The 26,129-nt window shown below is 48.1% G+C and carries 26 protein-coding genes; 14 read left to right on the forward strand and 12 right to left on the reverse strand.

Translation table 11 applies throughout. The annotated features are described in order from the left end of the window. Nucleotides 1-2 precede the first annotated feature (2 nt). The 7 genes from IPG31_03385 to IPG31_03415 are packed head-to-tail and all read right to left on the reverse strand — an operon-like array spanning nt 3 to nt 6,394. A complete protein-coding gene (locus IPG31_03385; GenBank protein ID MBK6617434.1) occupies nt 3-1,223 on the reverse strand; it encodes an NADH:ubiquinone reductase (Na(+)-transporting) subunit F in 1,221 nt (406 codons plus the stop codon). A 28-nt stretch (nt 1,224-1,251) separates the two neighbouring features. After that, nucleotides 1,252-1,860, reverse strand: a complete 609-nt coding sequence (gene nqrE, locus IPG31_03390; GenBank protein ID MBK6617435.1) for an NADH:ubiquinone reductase (Na(+)-transporting) subunit E — start codon at nt 1,858-1,860, stop codon at nt 1,252-1,254. Then, nucleotides 1,857-2,525: an NADH:ubiquinone reductase (Na(+)-transporting) subunit D gene (locus IPG31_03395; protein MBK6617436.1), complete on the reverse strand. Its 669-nt coding sequence runs from the start codon at nt 2,523-2,525 to the stop codon at nt 1,857-1,859. The genes nqrE and IPG31_03395 overlap by 4 nt, the downstream gene beginning before the upstream one ends. Beyond that, complete coding sequence (locus IPG31_03400; GenBank protein ID MBK6617437.1) at nt 2,512-3,336, reverse strand: Na(+)-translocating NADH-quinone reductase subunit C; 825 nt, start codon at nt 3,334-3,336, stop codon at nt 2,512-2,514. The genes IPG31_03395 and IPG31_03400 overlap by 14 nt, the downstream gene beginning before the upstream one ends. Further along, nucleotides 3,329-4,525: an NADH:ubiquinone reductase (Na(+)-transporting) subunit B gene (locus tag IPG31_03405; GenBank protein ID MBK6617438.1), complete on the reverse strand. Its 1,197-nt coding sequence runs from the start codon at nt 4,523-4,525 to the stop codon at nt 3,329-3,331. Before IPG31_03405 ends, IPG31_03400 begins: the two co-directional genes overlap by 8 nt. Before the next feature lie 5 nt (nt 4,526-4,530). Next, a complete protein-coding gene (locus IPG31_03410) occupies nt 4,531-5,934 on the reverse strand; it encodes a Na(+)-translocating NADH-quinone reductase subunit A (protein ID MBK6617439.1) in 1,404 nt (467 codons plus the stop codon). Nucleotides 5,935-5,953: 19 nt separating this feature from the next. Beyond that, the gene (locus IPG31_03415; GenBank protein MBK6617440.1) at nt 5,954-6,394 is read right to left on the reverse strand and encodes a CBS domain-containing protein; all 441 of its coding nucleotides are present in this window, start codon (nt 6,392-6,394) and stop codon (nt 5,954-5,956) included. Between the two features lie 254 nt (nt 6,395-6,648). Between IPG31_03415 and IPG31_03420 the strand changes: the two genes are divergently transcribed. Beyond that, a complete protein-coding gene (locus tag IPG31_03420; GenBank protein MBK6617441.1) occupies nt 6,649-7,347 on the forward strand; it encodes a 2-C-methyl-D-erythritol 4-phosphate cytidylyltransferase in 699 nt (232 codons plus the stop codon). Then, a complete protein-coding gene (locus tag IPG31_03425) occupies nt 7,344-7,829 on the forward strand; it encodes a 2-C-methyl-D-erythritol 2,4-cyclodiphosphate synthase (protein MBK6617442.1) in 486 nt (161 codons plus the stop codon). The genes IPG31_03420 and IPG31_03425 overlap by 4 nt, the downstream gene beginning before the upstream one ends. Nucleotides 7,830-8,100: 271 nt before the next feature. Here IPG31_03425 and IPG31_03430 read toward each other — a convergent pair whose 3' ends face one another. The 5 genes from IPG31_03430 to IPG31_03450 all read right to left on the reverse strand — a co-directional run bounded on the left by IPG31_03430 (nt 8,101) and on the right by IPG31_03450 (nt 13,016). Next, the gene (locus IPG31_03430; protein ID MBK6617443.1) at nt 8,101-9,132 is read right to left on the reverse strand and encodes a phytoene/squalene synthase family protein; all 1,032 of its coding nucleotides are present in this window, start codon (nt 9,130-9,132) and stop codon (nt 8,101-8,103) included. 23 nt (nt 9,133-9,155) lie between these two features. Further along, nucleotides 9,156-10,409: a diaminopimelate decarboxylase gene (gene lysA / locus IPG31_03435; protein MBK6617444.1), complete on the reverse strand. Its 1,254-nt coding sequence runs from the start codon at nt 10,407-10,409 to the stop codon at nt 9,156-9,158. 158 nt (nt 10,410-10,567) lie between these two features. Continuing rightward, the gene (locus IPG31_03440; GenBank protein MBK6617445.1) at nt 10,568-11,185 is read right to left on the reverse strand and encodes a membrane integrity-associated transporter subunit PqiC; all 618 of its coding nucleotides are present in this window, start codon (nt 11,183-11,185) and stop codon (nt 10,568-10,570) included. Next, nucleotides 11,185-12,090: an MCE family protein gene (locus IPG31_03445; protein ID MBK6617446.1), complete on the reverse strand. Its 906-nt coding sequence runs from the start codon at nt 12,088-12,090 to the stop codon at nt 11,185-11,187. The genes IPG31_03440 and IPG31_03445 overlap by 1 nt, the downstream gene beginning before the upstream one ends. A gap of 92 nt (nt 12,091-12,182) precedes the next feature. Beyond that, the gene (locus tag IPG31_03450) at nt 12,183-13,016 is read right to left on the reverse strand and encodes an inositol monophosphatase (protein MBK6617447.1); all 834 of its coding nucleotides are present in this window, start codon (nt 13,014-13,016) and stop codon (nt 12,183-12,185) included. A 43-nt stretch (nt 13,017-13,059) separates the two neighbouring features. Between IPG31_03450 and IPG31_03455 the strand changes: the two genes are divergently transcribed. The 12 genes from IPG31_03455 to IPG31_03510 all read left to right on the forward strand — a co-directional run bounded on the left by IPG31_03455 (nt 13,060) and on the right by IPG31_03510 (nt 26,124). Next, complete coding sequence (locus IPG31_03455) at nt 13,060-13,791, forward strand: RNA methyltransferase (GenBank protein MBK6617448.1); 732 nt, start codon at nt 13,060-13,062, stop codon at nt 13,789-13,791. 317 nt (nt 13,792-14,108) lie between these two features. Beyond that, entirely contained in the window at nt 14,109-15,524 is a 1,416-nt protein-coding gene (locus IPG31_03460) for an IS66 family transposase (GenBank protein MBK6617449.1), read from the forward strand. A 103-nt stretch (nt 15,525-15,627) separates the two neighbouring features. Next, on the forward strand, nt 15,628-16,857 hold the full coding sequence (argJ, locus tag IPG31_03465; protein MBK6617450.1) for a bifunctional glutamate N-acetyltransferase/amino-acid acetyltransferase ArgJ: 1,230 nt from the start codon (nt 15,628-15,630) through the stop codon (nt 16,855-16,857). Beyond that, on the forward strand, nt 16,854-17,018 hold the full coding sequence (locus IPG31_03470; GenBank protein MBK6617451.1) for a hypothetical protein: 165 nt from the start codon (nt 16,854-16,856) through the stop codon (nt 17,016-17,018). The genes argJ and IPG31_03470 overlap by 4 nt, the downstream gene beginning before the upstream one ends. A gap of 58 nt (nt 17,019-17,076) precedes the next feature. After that, nucleotides 17,077-18,027 carry a Nudix family hydrolase gene (locus tag IPG31_03475; protein MBK6617452.1) on the forward strand — a complete coding sequence of 317 codons (951 nt, stop codon included), beginning with the start codon at nt 17,077-17,079 and terminating at the stop codon, nt 18,025-18,027. A 505-nt stretch (nt 18,028-18,532) separates the two neighbouring features. Further along, nucleotides 18,533-19,141 carry a polysaccharide biosynthesis/export family protein gene (locus IPG31_03480; GenBank protein MBK6617453.1) on the forward strand — a complete coding sequence of 203 codons (609 nt, stop codon included), beginning with the start codon at nt 18,533-18,535 and terminating at the stop codon, nt 19,139-19,141. A 54-nt stretch (nt 19,142-19,195) separates the two neighbouring features. Beyond that, nucleotides 19,196-20,758: a chain length-determining protein gene (locus IPG31_03485; protein MBK6617454.1), complete on the forward strand. Its 1,563-nt coding sequence runs from the start codon at nt 19,196-19,198 to the stop codon at nt 20,756-20,758. 49 nt (nt 20,759-20,807) lie between these two features. Beyond that, nucleotides 20,808-21,773 carry a tyrosine-protein kinase family protein gene (locus tag IPG31_03490; protein MBK6617455.1) on the forward strand — a complete coding sequence of 322 codons (966 nt, stop codon included), beginning with the start codon at nt 20,808-20,810 and terminating at the stop codon, nt 21,771-21,773. Continuing rightward, nucleotides 21,773-23,344: a TIGR03016 family PEP-CTERM system-associated outer membrane protein gene (locus tag IPG31_03495; protein MBK6617456.1), complete on the forward strand. Its 1,572-nt coding sequence runs from the start codon at nt 21,773-21,775 to the stop codon at nt 23,342-23,344. Before IPG31_03490 ends, IPG31_03495 begins: the two co-directional genes overlap by 1 nt. An 11-nt stretch (nt 23,345-23,355) precedes the next feature. Beyond that, nucleotides 23,356-24,198: an AAA family ATPase gene (locus tag IPG31_03500; GenBank protein MBK6617457.1), complete on the forward strand. Its 843-nt coding sequence runs from the start codon at nt 23,356-23,358 to the stop codon at nt 24,196-24,198. After that, nucleotides 24,167-25,048, forward strand: a complete 882-nt coding sequence (locus IPG31_03505) for a DUF3473 domain-containing protein (protein MBK6617458.1) — start codon at nt 24,167-24,169, stop codon at nt 25,046-25,048. Before IPG31_03500 ends, IPG31_03505 begins: the two co-directional genes overlap by 32 nt. After that, nucleotides 25,045-26,124, forward strand: a complete 1,080-nt coding sequence (locus IPG31_03510; protein MBK6617459.1) for a FemAB family PEP-CTERM system-associated protein — start codon at nt 25,045-25,047, stop codon at nt 26,122-26,124. Before IPG31_03505 ends, IPG31_03510 begins: the two co-directional genes overlap by 4 nt. Nucleotides 26,125-26,129 lie beyond the last annotated feature (5 nt).

The following is a 26,129-nucleotide window of genomic DNA, read 5'->3' on the forward strand; positions in this document are numbered from 1 at the left end:
GGTTATCCCCCAAAATCATCAAACAAAATGTTTTCTCCTTCCACACCAAGGTCTGTCAACATGCGAATGACGGCCTGACTCATCATGGGGGGGCCGCAAAGGTAATACTCGCAATCTTCCGGGGCAGGATGGTCTTTCAGATAGTTATCGTACAGCACCTGATGAATGAAACCGGTATAACCTCGCCAATGATCTTCAGGTAGCGGGTCGGACAAGGCAACGTGCCAATCAAAGTTACTGTATTCCCTGGCCAGCCGGTTGAAATCTTCAACATAAAACATCTCATTTTTTGAGCGGGCACCATACCAGTAGGAAATCTTACGCTGTGACCTCAGCCGACACAATTGGTCGAAAATATGGGACCGCAGGGGTGCCATACCCGCTCCGCCACCCACATAAATCATCTCATTATTCGTCTCGCGCGCATAAAAATCGCCGAATGGGCCCATGATGGTGACGGAATCTCCCGGTCGAAGTGAAAAAACATAAGATGAAACAACACCTGCTGGAATACCGGTATCTCTGGGTGGCGGCGTTGCAATTCGCACGTTAAGCATGATGATGTCACGCTCTTCCGGATAATTGGCCATCGAATAGGCGCGAATCACCGTTTCATCTATTTGTGAGGCATAACGCCATAAATTATAGCGATCCCAATCCGGCCGAAAACGTTCTTCAATCTCAAAATTCTTGTATTTAATACTGTGAGGTGGGCATTCAATCTGGATATATCCACCTGCCCGGAATTCAAGTGGCTCATCGCCGGGAAGTTCAAGCACCAGCTCTTTGATAAAAGTCGCAACATTACGATTTGACCGGACGGTACACTGAATTTTTCTGGCGCCAAATACCTCATGTGGCACGGCAATCCTTAAATCCTGCTTGACGGTCACTTGACAGGACAAGCGATAGCCAGCTTGGGCATCATGCTTGTTGATATGGGATTTCTCAGTTGGCAGGATCACCCCCCCTCCTTCAAAAACCTGAACGCGACACTGACCGCAGGTACCGCTACCGCCACAGGGTGAGCTGACAAAAATTCCGGCTTCTGCCAGCGTACCGAGTAGTTTTGCGCCTGTGGCTACTTCGATCGTGCGCTCGTTATTAATTTTGATTTTGATCTGCCCCTGCGGAACCAGTTTGGCGCGCGCTCCCAGAATGACGAATACCAACAAAATAATGATGGCAGAGAAGAAAAAAACACCGAGTGATATTTCCAGCATGTGGCTATCTCACGTAATCAATACCGTATTAGAGACGCATGCCGGAAAATGCCATAAACCCCATCGCCATCAGACCGGCAGTAATAAAGGTGATTCCCAGCCCCTGCAATCCATGTGGCACGTCGGCATATTTCAATTTCTCACGGATGCCAGCCAGCGCGGTAATGGCCAAAGCCCATCCCACACCTGAACCCAAACCATACGTCAGACTTTCTGCGAAATTGTAGTTACGCTCTACCATGAACAGCGATCCGCCAAGAATGGCGCAGTTGACGGTAATCAGTGGCAGATAAATACCTAGAGCATGATAGAGAGCAGGGAAAAACCGGTCGAGCAGCATTTCGAGGATCTGCACCAGCGCGGCGATGACACCGATGTAGCTGACAAAACCCAGGAAGGAGAGATCAATATCAGACAAACCCAGCCAACCCAGTGCGCCATCCCGCAGCAGGTATTGATAAACCAGATTGTTAAGGGGAACTGTCAGAGCCTGCACGACGATGACAGCAACGCCCAGCCCGAACGCCGTTTCTATTTTCTTAGAAATCGCCAGAAACGTACACATGCCCAGAAAAAAAGCCAGTGCAAGATTTTCAACAAAGACTGCCGTAATGAATAAACTGGCCAGGCTATTCATCGTCTGACCTCCATCAGGTTATGCGCCGGCTGGATATGAAATTCCGGTGCTTCCACCTGGGCAGGCTTCCATGAGCGTACCACCCAGATAATCAGGCCGATCAGAAAAAATGCGCTCGGCGGCAACAGCATCAGCCCATTGGGTTCGTACCAGCCACCGTTACGCGCCAGCGGTAGAATGACGTAACCAAGCAAGGTGCCGAAACCCAGCAGCTCACGTATCGTTCCCACAGTGATGAGTATCAGACTGAAACCAGCACTGTTTCCCAGCCCATCGAGAAAACTTGGCCACGGTGGATTTTTCATCGCAAAGGCTTCGGCACGCCCCATGACGATACAGTTGGTGATAATCAATCCGACAAAAACGGATAGTTCACGACTGAGTTCATAGGCAAATGCACGCAGAAACTGATCAACCACGATTACCAGTGAGGAAATAATCGTCATTTGCACGATAATCCGAATATTCGCCGGAATATAACTACGAATCAAACTGATTAACGTATTAGAGCACACCAGCACCAGGGTCAGCGCAACGCACATGGTCAGTGCAGTGGATAATTTAGTGGTAACAGCCAGCGCCGAGCAGATACCCAGCACCTGTAGAATGATCGGATTGTTATCCACAATGGGTGCGAACAAAATCTTGCGGCTAGCTTGTTTCATCATTCACTCCTTCATCTTGCTGTTTACGCAATCGCATCAGATAGGGGCCAAAACCGGTATCGCCTAACCAGTATTTCAGCAAGTCATTGATGCCCCGCGTTGTCATCGTCGCGCCGGACAAGCCATCCACTTTGTACTGATGATCGAGTACATCATCGCCACTCATATGGCCTTTAACGAGTTCAATGCGAGGCTGCCAATTCTCGTCAAATGCTACTTTGCCACGCCAGCTGGCAAGCCAGTCGGGGTTATCGACTTCTCCACCCAGCCCTGGCGTTTCCCCGTGCTCATAAAAACGGATACCTGTTATGGTGCGTAAATCCCCTTTCAGCGCGATAAAACCATATAACGTTGACCACAATCCATAACCAAAAACTGGCAGAATCAAGGTCTCCAGATAGCCATTCCGATTTCTGAGCTGATAGACCGGCAGATAGATTGGTCTACGCCGAATATTGGCTGGATCATCCGCGCGCGCTAATGGAGTCGACCCCCCTTCTCTTCTGACTGCCAGTTTGAGATCAAAGTTTTCAGCACTGATATCTGGTCTGGGCTCGCCGCTGTCAAGTTCAACCATAACAACATCGAAACGTCGGTAAGCGGCCTCGATTGAACCATCAGGCAGAGTTAATCCAGCCAGCTCGACCAGCACCTGCTGGCGCGCCTCGATCTGGTTGGCAGTCTGTAGAGGTTTGAGGGTAACCGCAGTCGTGGCCACAACCAGCGAACAAACCAGGCATACCACAAGTGCGATACCCAAAATCTGGCGGTTGCTGCTTGCTTGAACGGGTGCTGGTTTTGATTCAGCCATGACGTTGCAATCTCCGGCGGATATTGAGCTGAATTACGACATAATCGATTAGTGGCGCAAAAATGTTAGCAAACAGAATGGCGAGCATGATCCCTTCCGGGAAGGCCGGATTCATGACACGGATCAGCACAGTCATGAATCCGATCAGTATGCCAAACACCCAGCGCCCGGCGTTGGTCATGGCTGCGGATACCGGGTCAGTCGCCATGAAAACCATACCAAATGCAAAACCACCGAGCACCAAATGCCAATACCACGGCATTGCCATCATCGGGTTGTCGCTCGACAGCTGGTTAAACAGCAGCGCAGTTGCCATCATGCCAAAAAAAACACCGAGAATGATGCGCCACGACGCAACCTTGGTATAAATCAGAAAGACTGCACCTAACAGGCAGGCAAGTGTTGAGGTTTCACCAAGCGAACCAGGGATGAGGCCAATGAATGCATGCCACCAGATATACCCCCCCTCCCCAATCGCATCCATCCCCCCTACTGCCCCAAGCCCCAGCGGAGTGGCGCGGGAATAACCATCCACGGCGACCCACACAAAATCACCGGATATCTCGGCAGGATAAGCAAAATAAAGAAAAGCACGTCCGACCAGTGCCGGGTTAAGGAAATTCTTGCCGGTACCGCCAAAAATTTCCTTACCGATCACCACTCCAAAGCTGATGCCAAGCGCCACCATCCATAAGGGTATATCCGGTGGCAGCGTTAACGCAAACAGCATGGAGGTGACCAGAAACCCTTCATTGACTTCGTGTTTGCGCACCAGTGCAAACACGACTTCCCAGCATCCGCCAACGACCAGCGTGGTCAGATAGATCGGCAGAAAATACAGCAGGCCATATAACGAACAGGCAATAATGTCATCAGGGTCGAAACCGAGGCCGGACCAGGCAAGCAGGCTGCCGCGCCAGTCCTGCGGCACAATGCCGGACGCCTGCAACGCCAGGTTGGCCTGATAGCCGGTGTTATACCAGCTCCACAGAATGCAGGGAATCAATGCAACGACCACATAACTCATCAGACGCTTGAGATCAATCGCATCGCGCACATGTGGCGCGGAGCGTGTCGTGTTCGCCGGTGTGTACAAAAAGGTATCGACCATCTCGTAGAGAGCGTGATAGTTTGCCAGGCGCCCTCCTTCATCGAAATGTGGCTTGATTTTGTCGAGCAGGCTGCGCATGAAAGCTATCCCTCTTTCTCGATCAGACGCAAATTATTGCGTAACACGACACCATAGTCGTGTTTTCCAACGCAAACAAAAGAGCAGAGCGCCAGATCTTCTTCGTCCAGCTCAAGGCAACCGAGTTTCTGCGCCATGTCAGTATCTGCAACCAGCAATGCTCGCAAAAGCTGAGCTGGCAAAATGTCGAGCGGCATCACTTCCTCGAATGTACTGATTGGGATCATTGCTCGCGGGCTGCCGTGCTGGCTGGCAGAAAATTCGTATGCTTTCCGTTTACGCAGCAGGCTGGAAAAGAAAACATTCATTCTGGAAAACTTGTTGCCATCGGGCCGTAACCAGCCGAGAAATTCTCTTGGAGGCGCTTCACGAATGGCGCTGATCTGCAAATGATATCGCCCAAGGTAAGCAAGTTCACCAACTGCGCGACGCCCCGACCAGACCGATCCGGAAATAATACGGTTTTCATTGCCATCAATGCCTTCACTGGCGAGTAATTCCTCGATCGACGCACCCATCCTGGTACGCAGCAGGCGAGGACGTGCAACCGGCGGCCCGCCAAGCGCCACGATACGTTCAACCACCAACCGGCCGGTCGTAAACAGCTTGCCAATGGCAATAACGTCCTGGTAGTTCAGATGCCAGACGGTCGTATTTAAGTCAGCTGGTTGAAGGAAATGAATATGGGTGCCCGGCAGCCCGGCAGGATGCGGGCCACTGAAAGCTGCCAGCCGTAAAGACGATATCGATAGCGCGGATTTTGCAAGCGCTAAAGATGAACGCACGTCATGGCACAACCACAGCGGACCATCGGTCAGCCGTGCGAGCACTTGTAATCCGTGCCCAAAATCAGCCGCTTCAGCTGCAATGAGAGGTGCGGGATCAGCTGCCAGCGGATTGCTGTCCATAGCGGTGATGAAAATTGCAGCCGGACGGGTGGACGGATCCGGCAACTTGCTAAATGGACGTGTACGCAGCGCCGTCCATAGGCCGGACGCCAATAGATTGGTTTTGACCTCGTCGGCAGTCAGGGTGTGGAGCACTTCTGGGGCATACTGCGCAAATGTTTCCTCTGTTTCCTGTTCGTCGAGTCTGATAACGACTGACAGCAGTCTGCGCTGCGCACCACGATGAATGGCCTCGATTTGCCCGGCTCCAGGTGCCGTAAAAACGATTTCCGGTAGTGTCTTGTGCGCGAAAAGCACCTGCCCAAGTTTCACCTGATCACCTTCTGCTACCCGCATGTCCGGTTTGAGATCAACAAAATCAACACCAGCGACGGCCACATGATGAATAGAAAGCGTACTATCCGCTATTTGCTGCTGCGGTGCGCCACCGATTGGCAGATCCAATCCTTTTCTCAGCTTGATATGTCTGCTTTCCCGGGATTGGCTGGGCAAATTTTTCATCCTTATGCGTCAGGTACGATCAAATACCTGGCGTGCTGTAAATGTATCGCTCCAGCTGTGCAATGACAAACTGGTGCTGCGAAATAGTATCTTTTACCAGATCACCAATTGACAGGATACCGATCACCTTGTCATTTTCCAGAACAGGAAGATGGCGAATGCGCATTTCTGTTACCAGTGCCATACAGTCTTCATTGGTGTTGTCCGGCGTGACATAAGCAACTTGATGGGTCATGATTTCCCTGACCTGAATGTCTTTGACCGGCTTATCCAGCAGATAGGATTTTCTGGAAAAATCACGTTCGGTAACAATGCCGACCGGTTTGCCATCTTTGACGACCAGTAGCGCGCCAACATTGTTCGCAGCCATTTTCTGCATGGCGCTAAATACCGAATCTTCAGATCCAGCCGTATAAATGGTATCGCCTTTTTCCTGCAACAGTTGTCTGACAGTTTTCATGATTACTCCTTTTGCTGATTAACAATGATATTGACCGATTCATGGGACTACCTGCTTATATGGTAGCGTTTTGTCATGGTAAAGCAAGCCCAAAGCGCGGCCTTCTGAAATCTATTAATCGATCATCATTCGTCTGAAGACATGCCTGCCTCTGTAAAGCGACGCTACAAGCTTCGTCAGATATAATTACCGGTTTATGGATAAATATACACGATGGTCGATTTTAATAACTCAATGTTACATATGGTCTGCAGATGGCTGATTTCATCGCGTTGATCCCTGCTGCCGGCACAGGCTCCCGCATTGGTGAAGCCGTACCCAAGCAGTATTTGTCTCTGGCTGGAAAACCAATGATTTATCATGCAATGCATGCGCTTTTTTATACAGAGCGCATTACCAGGATAGGCGTCGTGCTGTCGCCGGACGATACTGATTGGGAATACTACGACTGGTCCAAGTTTGAAGACAAATTGATGGTCTTGCGCTGTGGTGGCGCCACGCGTGCCGGGAGTGTGACTAACGGTCTGCGGGCATTACAAGCCTCTGGCAGTATTCAGGATCAGGATTGGGTGTTGGTGCACGATGCCGCTCGCCCAGGATTGAGTATTGCGCTGGTTGAGCGGTTACTGGATCAGCTTACCGAAGATGACGTTGGCGGAATACTGGCCATTCCGCTGGCGGATACGCTTAAACGCGCCAATAGTGATAACCGCATAGCCTGTACCGAACCCCGCGATGCGTTATGGCAGGCACAAACACCACAGATGTTTCGCGCTGCGCTATTACTCGAAGCATTGCAAAATGCACCCAACAACATAACCGATGACGCAAGCGCAATCGAAGCAACTGGACGCACTCCCAAACTTGTGATGGGTGATGCCTACAATTTTAAAGTCACCTACCCTCAGGATATGGCGTTGGCCGCTTTGATTTTAAAGGAAAATAAAACATGAATTCTATCAGAATAGGCCAGGGATTCGATGTTCATCCCCTGGTAAACGGACGCGCATTGATTATTGGTGGCGTTGCCATTCCCTTTGAAAAAGGATTGCAAGGGCATTCCGATGCAGATGTACTGCTACATGCCCTCTGCGATGCGCTGCTCGGCGCGGCAGCACTTGGGGATATTGGCAGTCATTTTTCTGATACCGATGATCACTTCAAGGGAATCGACAGCCGAAAATTACTGCGGGAAGTAATGCAATTGCTTGTACAGAAGCACTATCACGTCATCAATATCGATGCCACCATCATCGCTCAAGCGCCGAAAATGGCGCCACATATTCCACAAATGATCGCGCATATAGCGCAGGACCTCGATCTGCCTGCCGACGCCATTAGCATTAAGGCAAAAACTGCTGAGAAACTCGGTTTTATCGGTAGAGGTGAAGGTATTGTCGCCGAGGTGGTCTGCCTGATTGCTGATAAACGGTAATTACCATTTACACACCCCGGTATGATTCGTCGCGATTCACAAAGTGGGTAATGATTCATATCGTTTCAGTCATCGAAAGCAATGTATAAAACCCAATTAACCGACTAAAGAAAAGTGAAGAAATAAGTGTGTCAATTGGACACGTCTAGCGGGATGTAAGGCAAAAGGAGTCATCGCCGAGCTATGACGACGATAAACAACGCCGCAGTACCGCCAGATACGATCCAAATGTTATTTTGATAATCAGGCAGAGCTGATAAATCATAATTGATCAGACGGCAATATCAGGGAGTTTTCGAGCAGCTAGCATGAAGATACGATGCAGTGCCCAGTTTTGACCAGCAAGTAAACTCGTGAGAATGACGGTTGTGTGGACACTTCTGCGCGATATCTTGACTTGCGAGCCGGCCGTGAAATTAAGATTGGCATTGAGTTTATTCAGTGTCAATACTGCCATCCCGATTGCCCACAGGCAGAAGCGGCGAATACCAGCCTCATTTGCAGGCAATAGGCAGGTGTAGGTCAGGGCATCATTTAAATGCCCACGTGCGATACCAATCAATTTACGTAGTCCCGCTCGAAAACCAGGTTCGACGTGACCTGGTTTAAGGTTTTTTAAATCGAAACCGTGTACCCGAAAAATATCCTGAGGTAACCAGCAGGCACCACGCTTCTGATCTTCCCAAATATCTTTCAGGATATTCGTCATCTGCAATCCCTGACCGAAAGATACCGAGAGCTTCATCAACATCGCTCGGTTCTGGTTGATTGCTGTCGAGTAATCGCAAAAAAGTTCCGTCAACATTTCACCAACCACGCCTGCAACATGATAGCAATAACGATCCATATCTTCGAGAGTGGGCAGTCCGGCAAGTGATGCGCTTTCCTGATAGGAAATCATGCCCTCACCCATGATGCTGACACAGCGTTCCAATGCTTTGCGCTGAGTAGGATTGAAGCTATGAGTAATACGAATCACTGCATCGGTATGCATGATCAGATCCCGTTCAGCCGGAATTGTTTGATTGGAGAGCAACGGTAACAACATTTCAGAGAACTGTATTGCTGATATCTGCCCACTGATAACGTTGCCAAACATGTGTGCCATGTGACGCGTCTGCTCTGCGTTCAGTGCGTTGTCATCTTCGATAGTATCGATAATGCGGCACAGTAGATAGGCGTTGCCGATAACCTGCCGTAGTACGGATGGCAGCTGTGGAATTGTCAGTGCAAAAGTACGCGAGACTCCCTGCAGAATCTGGTCCTGATATTGAAAATCATCCTGTGTGGCTGAGGTTGGCATGAAATTGAAAAGGCTAACGTGCTTCAGGCAATGATATTTTCCAAAGCATATAATTCATCAATGGATTCCCGTGCACGAATCAGGCTGACCGAGTCACCATCTACCAGCACTTCAGCTGCGCGTGGACGTGAATTATAATTAGAGCTCATGCTCATGCCATAAGCGCCGCTCGACATGACGGCCAGTAACTCATTGGGAGCTAACACCAATTCCCGTTCATTTCCCAGAAAATCACCCGTTTCACATACCGGTCCAACAACCTGGTAACTAAGCGTATCCCCTTTACGTTTCACTACCGGCTGGATGGCATGATAAGCCTGATACAAGGCTGGTCTGAGCAGGTCATTCATGGCGGCGTCAACAATGGCAAAATTACGGTGCGGCAGATGCTTCAGATATTGCACACGGGTGAGCAGTATACCTGCGTCACCGACCACGGATCGCCCAGGCTCAATAATGAGGCGAGCAGAAGTGCTGGCCATTTCCGAGCAGAGTGCCTCGACATAATCCTGCCTGGAGGGAGGAGATTCCGCGTCATAGCGTATGCCTAGCCCCCCACCGAGATCAATATGTTCAATGGCTATATCGAGTGATTGCAGGCGCACCTGAAGATCCCGTATTTTCCGGGTTGCCTCGATAAAGGGAGAAAGTTCGGTCAGCTGCGAACCGATATGGCAATCTAACCCCACAGGGTGTACGTTTGGCAAGTTCTTTGTCAGCTGATAGATACGTTCTGCATCCGCCGCCGGGATGCCAAATTTGTTTTCTTTCAGGCCGGTTGAGATATAAGGATGGGTATTGGCGTCAACATCCGGGTTGATACGAACACTGACCGGTGCGATTTTACCCATTTCTCCGGCAACGTCATTGAGCGCAAACAGCTCCATTTCTGATTCGACATTGAAACAGAGAACATGGGCATTCAGGGCAATTCGCATTTCCTCCCGGGTTTTGCCGACACCGGAAAATACGATTTTCTGAGGATCACCACCTGCCTTCAGAACCCGGTGTAATTCCCCCCCGGAGACGATATCAAAACCACAACCAAGGCAGGCAAGCAGATTCAGAATCGCCAGATTTGAATTAGCCTTGACTGCATAACAAATAAGATGTGCGCGATCGGCAAACGCCTGTTCAAATTCCTGATAAGCCGCAGTGATGGCAGCACGCGAATAAACATAGCATGGCGTGCCGAATTGTTCCGCTATGGCAGTCAGAGAAACAGATTCGGCAAAAAACCTATCCTCATGATAATGAAATACTGGTCGCTCACTCATGGTATCTGTTTTCCCTGTTTGGCAGTTTCTTGCGCGGGCAGATAAAGTGGTGCTTTATGGCCGCAGGAAAATAATGTTAAGAGTATCAGCGCAATCAGACAGAATCTATACATACGCAATATAAAGTTGAGGTTCTTGTGAGAATATCGAATAGCACATCATTCTGGTAATGCGGGGGAGTGCCCCGTCGCTTTAACCGACCACTGGATCAATTCAGCTGCCAGTTGATCACTGATAGCAATAAAAGCCTTAGCAGCGCCGCTGGCATCTGCACTTGGTGTTGATTGCGCCTCTGAAAAGCGCTGCTGCGCCGCAATTAGACGCGTGTCGCGTTCAAAAAGACTGGCTCGCAGACTGACGTTCACGTGGCTGCGATTTACTGCATCAAATACCTGTATAAAATCTTCGAGCTCAATTTTCAATATATAGGTTGCTGGTCTGGCGTGCCCATATCTTCGATCAGGTGAATTTTGCCATGAGGCAATATGTTGTTTGATACGTTCTGTCAATAAACTCGCCGGAGGAGCAGCCCAGCGATTATTTGCATAAACATGAGTTTGTGCCGGATGATGATAAACAAGACGATAACGCATTGCCTGCGTATCCAGCCACGCTGGTGCAGTTACCCCGGAAAACTGTATCTGGATCGGAGAGGAAACAGGTCGCAGGTATTCAGACTGGGCAAGTGGACCAAAATCAAAAATAGAAATCGGAGTGGGCGCTCTGGGAATAATGGTACAACCGGCCAGCAGCAACAAAAAGAGATATTTGAACATTATTCTGCTTGTTTCCGTGGTGGTGTAAACCCAGCCTCACCTGGGCCAGGCATAGACGGAGATTTGCCAAACAGCAGGCTTTGCGGTTGTGTCGCAAGTGAATCCAACAGCTGATCGAGTATGCGAGCACTTTGGGCAACACGACTGCCCGCTTCCTGCAAACTGGTCAAAGTATCAGTCAATTCCAGCGAGCTTTGAGAAATATTATCCAGCGCACCGCTTTGCTGGTTAAGTTTTTCCAGCGTCTGACCAACTTCACCGAGCACATGTCGGGTTTGCTTGAATGTAGCTGTCATTTCATTGCTTAACTGCGGCAGTCCTTGTGCGCCATCCGTCAGCTGATTCGCCAGATTGTGGTAGCTTTTCAGGGTTTGCACCAAATTGCTTAATATAACTTCAATACTGGCCTGGTTCTGTTCACTCAATAAACTATTTACGCGGCCAACTGCTTCGTTCAGATTTTTCAGCATCTCCTGCGCTGAATCCGACAGCGTTTTGATCAGCGAGGATCGCAGCAGAATGTGTGCTTCTGGTGCAAGACTACCCGCCTCGTCACTATTATCGTCATCCAGCTCAATATAGGCCAGCCCCGTTATTCCCTGACTGGCAAGTTGTGCATAGACACTCTCAGGTAGCTTAACTCCATTAATTACAGAAATACGTACAATAATATTGTGCATATTCCGGGGATCGAAATAAATTTCACTGACCTTGCCAATATTTACGCCACGAAAGCGTACTGAAGCTTCGGGGTTGAGCCCAGAAACAGATCCGCCTCTGGAAATCAGATAATAGGTATGGTAGGTCATGTTTTCACTACCAAACCATTTTATTGCCATCGCCAAAGCAATGCTGAGCAAAATGACAAATAAACCCGCAGTAAAAGCGTAGGCACGATTTTCCATCAGTAGTGATCGTTAGTTAGATGGAATCCATTGAGATAACAGCATAATCATTATAAGAGTGAGCTGCTTAGTTCTAGCTAAATGGTATGTAACTAAGCCGATTCAGTGATTTCTCTATTTTCAGCAATCAACTGTTCGGTCAAGTGTGGTCTGAATATCTGCAAAAGCTGAGCAAAAATTTTAGGATTTCCTGCGACGACTTGCCCGCTTTTTAAATATTGTCCGTTCCCTTCCAGATCGCTGACCATGCCACCTGCCTCCAGAATGAGCAAACAGCCGGCAGCAATGTCCCAGGGTGCAAGACCCGCTTCCCAAAAGCCATCGTAACGACCAGCCGCAACATAAGCCAGATCGAGCGCAGCCGAGCCGGGACGCCGTATACCAGCCGCTTTTGGAATAAGATCCTTGAACATGGCAAGATAAGCTTCCATATGGGTAAAATCACGAAAAGGAAATCCTGTGCCTATCAGTGATTCACCCAGTTGAATTCGTTTGCTCACACGAATGCGATGATCGTTGAGAAAAGCACCTCCACCACGGCTGGCGGTGAATAATTCATCGCTAACGGGATCGTATATTACCGCCTGCGATAATACACCTCGATGCAGTAGCGCAATCGAGACGCAATATTTTGGAAAACCATGCAGAAAATTAGTTGTGCCATCAAGTGGATCGATAATCCATTGGTATTCTGATTTACCCACTTGCCCGCTCTTGCCACTTTCTTCTGCTAGAATTGAGTGGTCAGGATAAGCATCAAGCAATATTTTGATAATTGCTTCCTCGGCAGCCCGATCTACCTCGCTGACAAAATCACTGTGCGCCTTGCGCGTTATCGTTAATCGCTCCAGGTTCATTGCGGCGCGAGTAATAATGGAACCCGCACGACGGGCAGCCTTGACCGCGATATTAAGCATGGGATGCATGGTGGGAAATTCCGGACAATTACTTAAAGACGGCCATTTTAATATGAATCCTGCTTCACCGCTGGACAATGTCCGGATTGTGCTGAGCCATACCAGTCATCCGGGTAACATTGGCGCAACCGCTCGCGCCATGAAGGCCATGGGGTTACGCAATCTTTATTTAGTTAACCCCAAACTCTTTCCGGACAAAGAGGCAGATGCACGCGCTTCCAATGCGCGTGATTTGCTTGAAACAGCGCATATCTGCACCAGTCTGCAAGCGGCAATTGGCGATACCTGTCTGGTAGCGGCGTTGACTACGCGTCCGCGTGATTTGTCCCATTCCACCCTGGATGCGAGACAAGCCGCCAGTGAATTGATCAGGCATGCACGACATTCACCGGTCGGATTATTATTCGGGCGCGAAAGCTCGGGGTTAACAACGGATGAAATCAGTCAGTGCCAGTTAACGGTGCATATTCCAACTCATGCCGACTATTCTTCGCTCAATCTTGCCGCTGCAGTACAAATTATGGGTTATGAGTTGTGGATGGCGCTTAAAAATACTGCTGCTGTCACGCTCTCTGAAAATCAGGCAGAGCCGGCAAGCTTACGGGAGGTTGAAAATTTCTATGCGCACCTGGAAAAGATTATGATTCAAAGCGGATTTCTTGACCCACAGCAACCCAAAAAACTGATGCGTCGTATGCGTCGCCTGTTTGCGCGTGCCAGGCTGGAGAAAGAAGAAGTGAATATATTAAGGGGAATTCTGAGTGCAGTTGACAACAAGAAGTGATCATTATCTTGTTTTCAGCAGCTTATATGAGAATAACCATCAAAACCTTGACGTAATTATTCAGCGAGAAAAACTGCAAAAAGTACTTGACAGGGTTTTTGTGCAAAAAAGTTAGATGTCGACGTGTTGAGAAACGTGACGCAGAAAGCACTTGATCAGCCTGTAAAGGTTTATTCAGCAAACAGAATAAGCTGATTTATTCCCGGGGTAATTAAGAATATTTTTCAGCGTCAGAAAGTGTTCTGGTGCGAAAAATTCTGTTTCAAAAACAGGTTGTACAATAGCATTATCTTTAAAACAGCTATTGGAACAACGCATTGACAGTCGATGGTATTGACGTAGAAGCAACGGTAAAAAAGTTGCAGGAACTGCTGGCGAAGGAGCAAAATATATCGCCAGCATTGAGTGCGACGCTTGAAACGCTGTTAGTTGTTGTTCAATTGTTGGCTAATCGTTTAAACCTTAACAGTGGCAACAGCAGTAAACCACCATCGTCGGACAAGAACCGTTCTCGCGAGAAACGCAGCGGAGAAAACAAGCGAAAGGCAGGTGGACAACCTGGGAGTATAGGCACCACGTTGCGGCAGGTTGATGATCCCGATGAGATTGAAATGCTGACAGTTGATCGATCCACTCTGCCACCCGGCGAATATCGGGAAGCAGGATTTGATCGACGCCAGGTGTTTGATATTGATATCAGCCGCATTGTCACCGAATATCGGGCACAGATACTGATCAATGCAAATGGCGAACGATTTGTCGCACCATTTCCGGAGCATGTCACCAAGGCGGTGCAGTATGGTGCTGGTGTCAAGGCACACGCAGTTTATCTGTCGCAATATCAGCTGATTCCCTATCAGCGGGTGCAAGAATATTTTCAGGATCAGTTGAATCTGCCCATTAGTGTCGGCTCGATCTATAACTTCAACCAACAGGCATTTGCCTTACTGGAACAGTTTGAGCGGAAACTGATCGATCATCTTGTCGCCTCCCCCTTGTTACACACCGATGAAACAAGTATCAATATTGATGGCAAGCTACACTGGTTACATTGCCACTCGAATGCGCGATGGACACTGCTTTATACGCACGCCCGTCGGGGAACTGAAGCCATGAATGAGAAAGGCGTTTTGCTCCGGTTTAAAGGGGTGCTTTGCCACGACCACTGGAAACCCTATTATAAGTACACCGGTTGTGAACATGCGCTGTGCAACGCACACCATTTACGCGAACTTGAACGCGCCTATGAACAGGACGGTCAACAGTGGGCGAAACAGTTTCAGGAACTGCTCAACAGTATTCTGACTGACGTCAAACAACAAGGCGGTTCGCTGTCAGCAGAACAAGCAAAACATTATACTGAACGCTACCGGAATCTACTCAGACAGGCCGAAATCGAATGTCCGCCACCGGATGAAAAGAAAAATCCCAAACAGCGCGGACGGATCAAACGCAGCAAAGCCCGGAATCTGCTCGAACGCCTGCAGCTATACGAACAGGATGTTTTGCGGTTCATGACCAACCCTATCGTGCCTTTCACCAACAACCAGGGTGAGAACGACCTGCGCATGACAAAAGTGCACCAAAAAATATCGGGGTGCTTTCGATCAAAAGATGGCGCCGACATTTTCTGCCGGGTGCGTAGTTTTCTGTCGACTTGCAGAAAAAACAGTCTATCCGCCAGCGAGGCGCTTACACTGCTTTTTAACGGCAAATTGCCTGATTTCTTATAGGGCTGTCTTTAGTTTTTTGATTACGCTGAATAGTTACACCTTGACTTACGCTATTATCACCATATAGGTGTTAGCATAGCGGTTTTTGATTGCTTTGACTCCCATGCCTGTTGATCTTTCCCCTCCCCTGAAAGAAGAATTACTGCCAGTTCATGGCGTGTCATTGGGTATCGCTAAAGCAGGCATCAAACGGCCTGATCGACGTGATTTGCTGGTCATCCAGCTTGAGGAGCATGCGCAAATTGCAGGTGTTTTCACGCAGAATCGTTTTTGTGCGGCACCTGTTGCTGTTGCAAAAGCCCATTTGAGCGGGCCGCTGCCGATTCGTGCGCTGGTGATTAATACGGGTAACGCCAACGCGGGAACGGGTCAGGACGGATTAGATCATGCCGAAGCGACTTGTGCCGCATTGGCAAAATTGTTGGACTGTCAACCGCAGCAGATTTTACCGTTCTCAACGGGTGTCATTATGGAGCCATTGCCTGTTGACAGAATAATTGAACACCTGCCGGTGGCGGTGGCTGATTTATCGCCTGACAACTGGTTTGCGGCGGCGCATGCCATCATGACAACTGATACGGTTGCCAAAAGCGTATCTCGTCAAGTTGTCGTTGACGGAGTGGCCGTCACAATTACTGGCATGGCGAAAGGTTCAGGCATGATTCATCCCAACATGGCGACGATGCTTGGATTTATCGCGACAGATGCCAATATTTCGCAGATATTGCTACGCTCACTGGTGAAAATGGTTGCTGACTGCTCCTTTAACTGCATTACCGTGGACGGTGATACCTCTACCAATGACGCACTGATACTGATAGCAACCGGCCAAGCCGGACATGCGCCGATAAGTGATGCTGATCATCCTGATTTTGGCAGACTTCGCACAGTCATTATGGAAATTGCCGTTCTACTCGCGCAGATGATCGTGCGGGACGGTGAAGGGGCAACCAAGTTTATTACCATTAAGGTCGAGAAAGGCAGAACCCGGGAAGAATGCAACAAGGCCGCCTTTGCGATTGCGCATTCTCCGCTGGTTAAAACCGCCTTCTTTGCGTCTGACCCTAATTTGGGCAGGATCCTTGCGGCAATCGGATATGCCGGCATTGATGACCTTGATGTCGCGCATGTTCATCTTTATCTCGGTGACGTGCTGGTCGCAGAAAATGGCGGGCGGGCAACAAGCTATCGCGAAGAGGACGGTCAGCGGATCATGCGGTCTTCCGAGATCACGATGCGAGTCGTACTGAATAGAGGAGAAGCGGCAGCCACGATCTGGACCTGCGATTTGTCCTATGATTATGTCAAGATCAATGCAGAATACCGTTCATGAGATCATCAAACCATGACATCTTGCAGCATCTCGATCGATTGCCGGTATTGCTCGAGCGGTTCGCCCCAGAACCGCAGGGAGTGCATTCTGATTTCAGCCAGCGCATTGCTTTTCGCCTGATGCGGCAAGGACAGACAAATTACCTGGCAATGTGCACATGATTGGACAGACCAACACAAACCTATCAAAACAGAAATGCAATAGATATTGACTTCTGGCATCCAACACGAATTATCTTCACCTACCCGAGTAGTCGCCGCCATTATTACTCGCTCGGACGGTTGTTTTCTGCTCGCGCGCCGACCGCCTGGCAAACCTTATGCGGGATATTGGGAATTTCCCGGGGGAAAAATTGAGGTCAATGAATCTGAAAGAGATGCGTTAGCACGCGAGCTCTACGAAGAATTGGGGATAATTGTTACCCATGCCACACCGTGGCTGACACGCGAATTCCATTATCCACATGCAATCGTCAGAATCCGGTTTTACCGCGTCACGCAATGGTTGAATGAACCCACTGCACGTGAACAGCAGCAGCTTACATGGCAACACATCAATAATGTGACGGTTTCACCGCTACTTCCCGCTAATCAATCTATTTTGCGGGCACTGACTCTGCCTTCTGTTTATGCCATTTCCAATGCAGCTGAAATGGGCGAAGCACAATCGCTAAAAATGATCGATTTTGCTCTGGAATCTGGTGTAAAGCTACTGCAGGTTCGTGAAAAAAATATGTCATTAGAACGGCTTGTCGATTTTACAACGAAAATACTGGAGAGGGCGCACCACCACCAGGTCAAAGTACTGATTAACGAAAACATCGAAATAGTACAAATGCTTGGGGCGGATGGCGTACATTTGACCAGCTCGCAACTGCTTAAAGCAACTACCAGACCACTGGTAAACTGGTGTGGTGCATCCTGTCACAATGAAGAAGAACTAAATCAGGCAGTCATTCTTGGTGTTGATTTCGTGACGCTGAGCCCGCTCTACCCCACTCGCAGTCATCCCGCCATGCCAACACTGGGCTGGCAAAAATTCAGTACATTGATTCGTGATTACCCTTTGCCGACCTATGCCCTGGGTGGCATGTCTAAAATTGATCTGGGTGCCGCGCAGGAACAAGGGGCGCATGGTGTTGCAATTATGCGAACTTTGTCGCAGACTTAGTGGGTTTTTGCGCCAAGTAATGTAGAATAGAAGTTGTCGTAGAGCATCTTCCGCATCGTGAGCGTACGGTTTGTGCTCCTGGACACAACGCCATCTCTTTTCCATAAATAAAATCCACTTGGCCTTTTTGCTGCGCGTCGTTGTTCTGATAAGCCACTGCCACAAACAAACACTTTGGCTTATGTATGTTAATTGAATATCAAATTAAAAGATATAGAATTGTGTACAGGTGCCGTATTCAATCTTTAAATAAGTTTACGGTAAGTTAGTATGTGATTTTAGTCACATACTTATTTACTGAATAAGTGATAACTTTGCCCGTTGCTTTCCCCGCTGCGATACCAGTATTAACCAATTGAATAACGGGAGATCGCTGGTTTGATCGTGCCAGGGATTACGATTACATCGCGGCCAAATAAATTATTAAAGTTTCTGCAACATTTATGCAAATAAAATCAAGGAAACTAGCTTGGACAATTTTCAATTTCGAGGTCTTCACGTGAATATGCTATCTAGAGTCGGATTAATCGTTTCTTTTGCTGCCAGTGTATTAATACTGAGTAGCTGCACCAGTTATCCGTTACTGACTACCCAGGGAGAAAAAATACCTCATGACTATCTGATTGGACCCGGGGACACATTGAATATCATCGTCTGGCGGAATCCAGAAATTTCGATGAGTGTTCCCGTCCGGCCGGACGGGAAAATTACAACTCCGTTGGTTGAAGATTTGCCCGCTAGCGGTAAAACATCGACACAACTTGCGCGCGATATAGAAGAGACACTTGCTAAATACTTACAGCAACCAGTTGTGACGGTAGTTGTTACTGCTTTTGTGGGGCCATTTACCGAGCAGATCCGGGTGATTGGCGAGGCCGCGCAACCCCAGGCACTTCCTTACCGTGAAAATATGTCAATTATGGATGTGATGATTGCGGTAGGTGGATTAACTGATTTTGCGGCAGGTAACCGGGCAAGGATCATAAGAATGGTGGACGGTGTGCAGCAACAGTATCGGGTCAGGCTGAATGATTTGATTCGCGATGGAGATGTGTCCGCTAATGTGCCCATGTATCAAGGGGATGTATTGGTTATTCCCGAAAGTTATTTCTGATTGTTCCGTTGATTCTTTCATGAGTAATTTTTGCGAGAGACGAGGTAATTCAATATGGATGTATTAATTGCGCAACTGGTAGTTTATCTCAAGGGTATCTGGAAGTACCGCTGGCTTTCTGTTGTGTCTGCCTGGCTTGTTGCGCTTATGGGATGGTTCTATATTTATCAGATGCCGGATAACTATGAAGCATCCGCGCGGATTTACGTGGATACCCAAAGCATACTTAGGCCGCTGATGGCTGGGATGACCGTATCGCCCAATCCGGAGCAACAAGTAACCATCATGAGTCGAACCCTGATTAGCCGTCCCAATGTAGAAAGGATTATCCGCATGGTGGATCTGGATATCAAGGTGACCAGTGACAGCGCCATGGATAAACTGGTCATTGCGCTAATGAAAGAGATCACCCTGGCATCAACCGGGCGAGATAATATTTTTACTATTTCATACAGCAACAAGAATCCCCAGCTAGCTAAAGATATCGTCCAGTCACTTCTAACCATTTTTGTCGAGGGCGGACTGGAAGGTAAGCGACAGGACTCAACGGCCGCATTACGTTTTATCGATCAGCAAATTACAGCTTATGAGGAAAAACTGATCGCCGCTGAGGCTGCAGTTACGGCATTCAAGCAGAAAAATCTTGGACTTCTGCCTGGTCAAGGGGATTACTACACACAGCTGGTTGCTGCGCGAGAGGAACTGGAAAAAGCAAGACTTTCCCTGGCAGAGGCGCAACAGTCGCGAAACGCTGTTCAGAGACAAATGACTGGCGATGAACCTGTGCTATTACTGGAAGCGAGTGAAATTTCGCCAAAAAGCATTGTTAATCCCGAAATTGACACACGTATCCAGGCGTTAAACTCCAACCTCGATAGTATGCTGCTGAATTACACAGAGCAGCATCCAGATGTGATTGCCGCCAAAAGACTGGTTGCCGTCCTGGAAGAGCGTAAGGTTGAAGAAGCCAAATTAATGGGATCAGCAAGCAATAATGGCATGAACTATAACCCCATGTTGCAGCAGCTCAATATTGCGTTGACAGAAGCCCAGTCATTGGTAGCGGCAATGGAAGTGCGAGTGGCTGAGTATGAAGCGCGTTTTGAACGGCTAAAATCAATGAGTGCAATGGTGCCGGCAGTTGAAATAGAAATGCAGCAGCTTAATCGAGATTATAGTGTCAACAAAGCTAATTACGAGAAACTGCTTGAGCGCCGGGCATCAGCTGAAATTTCAGGTGAATTGAGTTCCGCAACCGGACTGATGTCATTCAGGATCATCGATCCACCGACAGTTCCCGAAACTCCAGCAGGGCCAGATCGCAAGAAATTATTTACACTCGTTTTTCTTGGCGCACTAGCGGGTGGAATTGGTATAGCTTTTATTATCAGTCAGATACGACCTACTTTTCATACCCAGGGAGGCTTACGCGAGGTGACAGGTCTGCCCATTCTGGGAACGGTGCCGATGATTTGGACCGATCAGGAAAAAATAAAACGTAAAGGACAACTTTACGCCTTTGGTGCATCCTTACTTATGCTGGTAATGTGTTACGCCGTATTGGTCAGTTTCACAAAATTACCTGGTTCGGCAGCAGCACAATCATGGCTGAATTGATTCGTCTGGCGCAGCAAGGGGCAAGATTACGAGTATTGAAGGAGCGAGCATGAGTCTCATAGAGCGAGCAGCAGATAAACTTACCAAAAATAATGCTAGACATTACCCCCCTGATACCAATCGTATTCCGCAACCTTCGGAAGGGACTTCGCGGACGAGCAGTGCATCACCGGCGGCATCTGTGCAGGGTGGCGGGTCAACTCATGGCAGATCAGAGCATCAAATATTCGTGGCTAAAACAGACCGACTTGATCCTCCACATAGTTCGAAAGCAACCAGGGATACAAAAAAGACAACCAAAAAAATAGCAATCGATCTGGAAAACCTGCACCGTCTGGGGATCGTCACGCTTAACCATACTAAATCCGCCGTGGCTGAACAGTTTCGCCTGATTAAAAGACCACTGATATCCAATGCCTTCAATCCAATGAGTGGATTAAAAAATGGTAATCTGATTATGGTAACCAGCTCCTTGGCAGGTGAAGGCAAAAGTTTCTGCTCGATCAATCTGGCGATGAGTATTGCTATGGAGATGGATCATCGGGTGTTGCTGGTCGATGCAGATGTCGCACGCCCTTCCATACCCAAGACACTGGGTTTCAGTGTGGAAGAACCCGGGTTGTTGGATATCCTCTTGAACCCGGAACTCGAAATAGCTGATGTCATGATTAAAACTAATGTGGAAAAACTGACATTGATTCCTGCGGGAACGCGCCATACGCATTCTACCGAGCTGTTGGCCAGCCAGAGTATGGGAGCTGTTTTGCAAGAACTGGCCCAGCGGTACCACGACAGGGTAGTCATATTTGATTCTCCACCGTTACTTTTAACCAGCGAGTCAAGAGCGCTTGCCACTCAAATGGGGCAAATTGTATTGGTGGTTGAAGCAGAAAGAACCACTCAGCAGACCGTGAAAGATGCCCTGCAACAAATCGAATCCTGCGATGTAATCAACCTGATATACAACAAAGCAAGAACACAGTCAACTGCCGGCTACTACGGTTACTACTATTAATGAAGTCATCGGTCTGTCATTTCTCTTTACCGTATCGGTTCCGTGTCTGTTATTTTTTTCTGGTCAGTACCTGCGGCTTGTGCCTGACGGCGCAAGCCGCAGAATGGGATATCCGGCCGCGGTTATCCATCAGTGAAACCTACACCGACAACGTGAGACTAGGTGGGATTGGTGGATTTGGCGGATTTGGCGGAGCTGGGGGTGGTAGTGAATTTATCACGCAAATTAATCCTGGTGTGAATCTGACCGGTAACGGACGTCGTTTCAATGCCAACGCGAACTACACTCTGAATAGTTTGTTTTTTGCAAATAGTGGACGCACTTTGATTCGGCAGCAGTTAAACAGTAACGGGACTGCTGAAATACTCCGAGATCTGTTTTTTGTGGATGGACGTGCTTCTATTTCACAGCAGAATGCGTTCCTGTTTGGTTCACAAGCATTGGATAACGCCAATTTAAGTGGAAATACGCGGGATATCCGTAACTGGAGCATTAGCCCCTACGCACGTCACCGTTTTAAAAATCTGGCTTCTGGTGAGATTCGCTACGCCCGAAGCGGTGTCAGTTCGAATCAACGCAATTTTTTCAATAATTCCAGTGATGCTTTCATAGCTTCATTAAATAGTGGCTCAGCATTCAGAACACTTGGCTGGGGGATTAACTACACCCACACGGAGATCAGCCGAGAACGAGCTGGCGTTAATCTTGGAAAAATTGAAATGGAGCGAATAACGGGTACGCTCAGATATGTCATCACACCCCAATTCAGTTTAATTGGCACGGGTGGTTACGAGCGCAACAGTTTTATTTCAATTCGAGGAAAACCATCCAGTCATTCCTGGACGGCGGGCTTCTCCTGGGCGCCCACGAGCAGAACGACTCTCAGCGCGTCCGCTGGTGAACGTTTTTTCGGGAGGACTTTTTCCGGGGCATTTGATCACCGCACCCGTGGAACGCTGTGGAACGCCAGTTATGTGGAAGATATCACCACGTTTGGTCAGCAATCTTTGTTGGGTGGTTCAATTTTGAATGCAGGTTCTCTGGGACAGCTGCCCGGTATCGGTGATGCTGGTGGGTTGCTGAATCGGGGATTGCCATCAAATATTTCTGATCCCAATAATTTCCTGACCAACCGACTATTCTTACTAAAAAATTTTCAAGCGTCGCTGACCTTGAATGGCCGGAAGAATTCCCTGATTTTCAGGGTATTTAATATGTCAAGGAAATCCTTCAGTTCCGATCAGGAAGATGCGGATCTGATCGGATTGCAAAATGCGTTCCTAACCCGAGATACCAGGCAAACTGGTGGTAATGTTTTGTGGAATCATCGCCTGGGACCCCGAACCGATGTAAATATTAATCTTGGTTATACTCAGTTTGAGTTCAACGCAACCAATCAAACTAATGACAATATTATCGCTACACTGGGTGTTAACAAACAGCTGTCTGAAAAATTAAATGCAAGCCTTCTTTATCGCCATCAGCGTCGGATTACTGAAAGCACCAGCGGCAGTTTCAGTAATAATTTTAGTGCAAATGCTATTACTGCAACCTTAAATATGGACTTTTAGAAAGATCAAATATGTATCTTGACTACTACGGTTTTACCGGGAAGCCTTTTCAACTTAAACCCGATGCCAGTTTCTTTTTTGACAGCAAGGGGCATAAACGTGCTGCGGCTTATTTGCAATATGGTTTATCGCAGGAGGATGGTTTCATCATTATTACTGGCGAGGTGGGAGCGGGCAAGACCACGCTGATGCGTCATCTTTTCCAAAACCTTCAGCAGGAACAAATTATTGTTGCGCAACTGGTCAGTACCAATCTGGATGCGGATGATGCGCTGCGTATGGTAGCGGCAGCATTTGGTTTGCCATACAGCAATCTGTCAAAAGCAGAGTTGTTACTGGGGTTAGAGCAGTTCTTTCATCAATGCGCACGAGAAGGAAAACGAGCATTGTTAGTCGTTGATGAAGCGCAGAATCTTGGCCAACCAACACTCGAAGAGTTGCGTATGTTGTCCAATTTTCAGACACAAGAACGTCCTTTACTGCAAACATTTTTGCTGGGTCAGCCAGAATTCCGAAGAACTCTGCTTGGAAGCCACATGCAGCAGCTCAGACAAAGAGTAATTGCCACCTACCATCTTGGACCACTCGATCAATCAGAAACCAGGGCGTATATCGAGCATCGGTTACAGAAAGTTGGCTGGAATGGTAATCCAGCGCTTCAGAATGAAATTTTTGATATTATTCATGAGTTTACTGGCGGAATTCCACGAAGAATTAATCAGTTCTGCGATCGTCTGTTAATCATGGGGTGTCTGGAATGCCTTCAGATTCTTGGTAAAGCAGAGGCGCATGAAGTCATGCTGGATATTAAAAAAGAGTTTGATGTGTCAACTTTGCCCAATCAACTGGACTAAAGCAGAATCTATCATGATCAACGCTCTGACCATTGATGTTGAAGATTATTTCCAGGTTTCGGCTTTTGCTCCCGTTATTGCCAGGTCCAATTGGGAAAAAATACCCTGTCGGGTAGAACGTAATATTGACCGAATTCTGGCTTTACTGGACGAACGCCAAATACAGGCAACTTTTTTCACACTGGGTTGGATAGCAGAGCGCTATCCGGAGATGATCAAAAGAATTGTGCATAATGGCCATGAACTGGCGAGCCATGGCTATGCTCACCATCGAGTAACCGAGCTGGACCAGAAACAGTTTCAGAACGATATTGTTCATAGTAAAAAATTGCTTGAGGATATCGGGTCTGTAGCAGTCATTGGTTATCGTGCACCCAGTTTCTCAATTAATGGCCAAAACCTGTGGGCGCTGGATTGTCTTGAAGCGGCAGGTTATCAATACAGCTCCAGCATATATCCGGTTATACACGATCATTATGGTATGCCTGAAGCACCTCGCTTTGCTTTTCGTCCCAGTCAATCGGGACAATTGCTTGAATTACCCGTTACCACCGTACGCATGCTGGGGCGCAATTTCCCTGTTGGAGGTGGCGGTTACTTCCGTTTTTGGCCTTATTGTTTGTCTCGCTGGTTTTTGCAAGCAGTTAATCAGGACGATCAGCAATCAGCTATCTTTTATTTTCACCCTTGGGAGATTGATCCTGATCAACCGCGAGTAAAGGGGATAGGTTTTAAAACACGATTCCGGCACTATGTCAATCTGGGTCGCATGGAAGATCGGCTGCGCTTATTGACGCAACAGTTTGCCTGGGGGCGAATGGATCATATTTTTCTCAAGGATACGATATGAGTGCAGCCAAACTATCTGCGCTTGATGTGAAGAGATCACTACCGGAAATCCTGTCCCGGGTTTCCCTGCTGACGCAGGCACAATACCGCGCTTGGGATGATTTTATTGACCAGTGCCCACAGGCTACATTTTTTCACCGTGCCGGCTGGCAGCAGATAATGGAGCAGGCATTTGGGCATCAAACCTGGTTTCTTTACATTGAGGAAAATGGCCAAATCCAGGGTGTATTGCCGCTGGTAGAAATCAATAGTCTGCTGTTTGGGCATAGTCTCAGTGCGCTGCCATTCTGTGCGTATGGTGGTATCGCGGCAGTATCCGATAATGCATACAGCAAGCTTGATCAAGCGGCCCAATCTCTGGCCAGTTATCTCAATGTCGATTATCTGGAATACCGTCTTCGTGAACCGCAACATCCAGAATGGCCGACCAAGGAAATGTACGTTACCTTCCGAAAAGTGATAGATCCTGATGTCGAGCGGAACCTGCTGGAAATTCCCCGCAAACAGAGAGCAATGGTGAGAAAAGGTATCAAACATGGACTGCAGTCTTGTGTAGATACCTCAACAGAACGTTTTTTTGTGGCGTATTCCACCAGTTTGCATCGTCTGGGTACGCCGGTTTTCTCCAGAAAATATTTCCGTCTGCTCAAGCAGGTTTTTGGTGATGATTGTGAAGTCATGGTGATTACCCAGGCTGACAAAGTGGTGAGTGCGGTGATGAGTTTCTATTTTCGTGATGAAGTCTTGCCATATTACGGCGGAGGAACAGATGCGGCTAGAGATCTGGCGGCCAATGATTTCATGTACTGGGAATTGATGCGGCGCGCCTGTGAACAGGGCTACCGGATTTTTGATTTCGGGCGCAGCAAGCAAGGTGCGGGTTCCTATAGTTTCAAGAAAAACTGGGGATTTGAGCCGGAGCAGCTTTATTATGAATATCAGTTACATCGCAAGCAAGCCATGCCTGAAATCAATCCATTAAACCCAAAATATCAGTTTTTCATTAAAGCCTGGCAAAAAATGCCGCTCACTTTAGCCAATCTGATTGGCCCCTATATCAATAGAAATCTCGGCTGATCGTA

The organism is Nitrosomonas sp. (genome assembly GCA_016703745.1).
Lineage (GTDB): Bacteria > Pseudomonadota > Gammaproteobacteria > Burkholderiales > Nitrosomonadaceae > Nitrosomonas.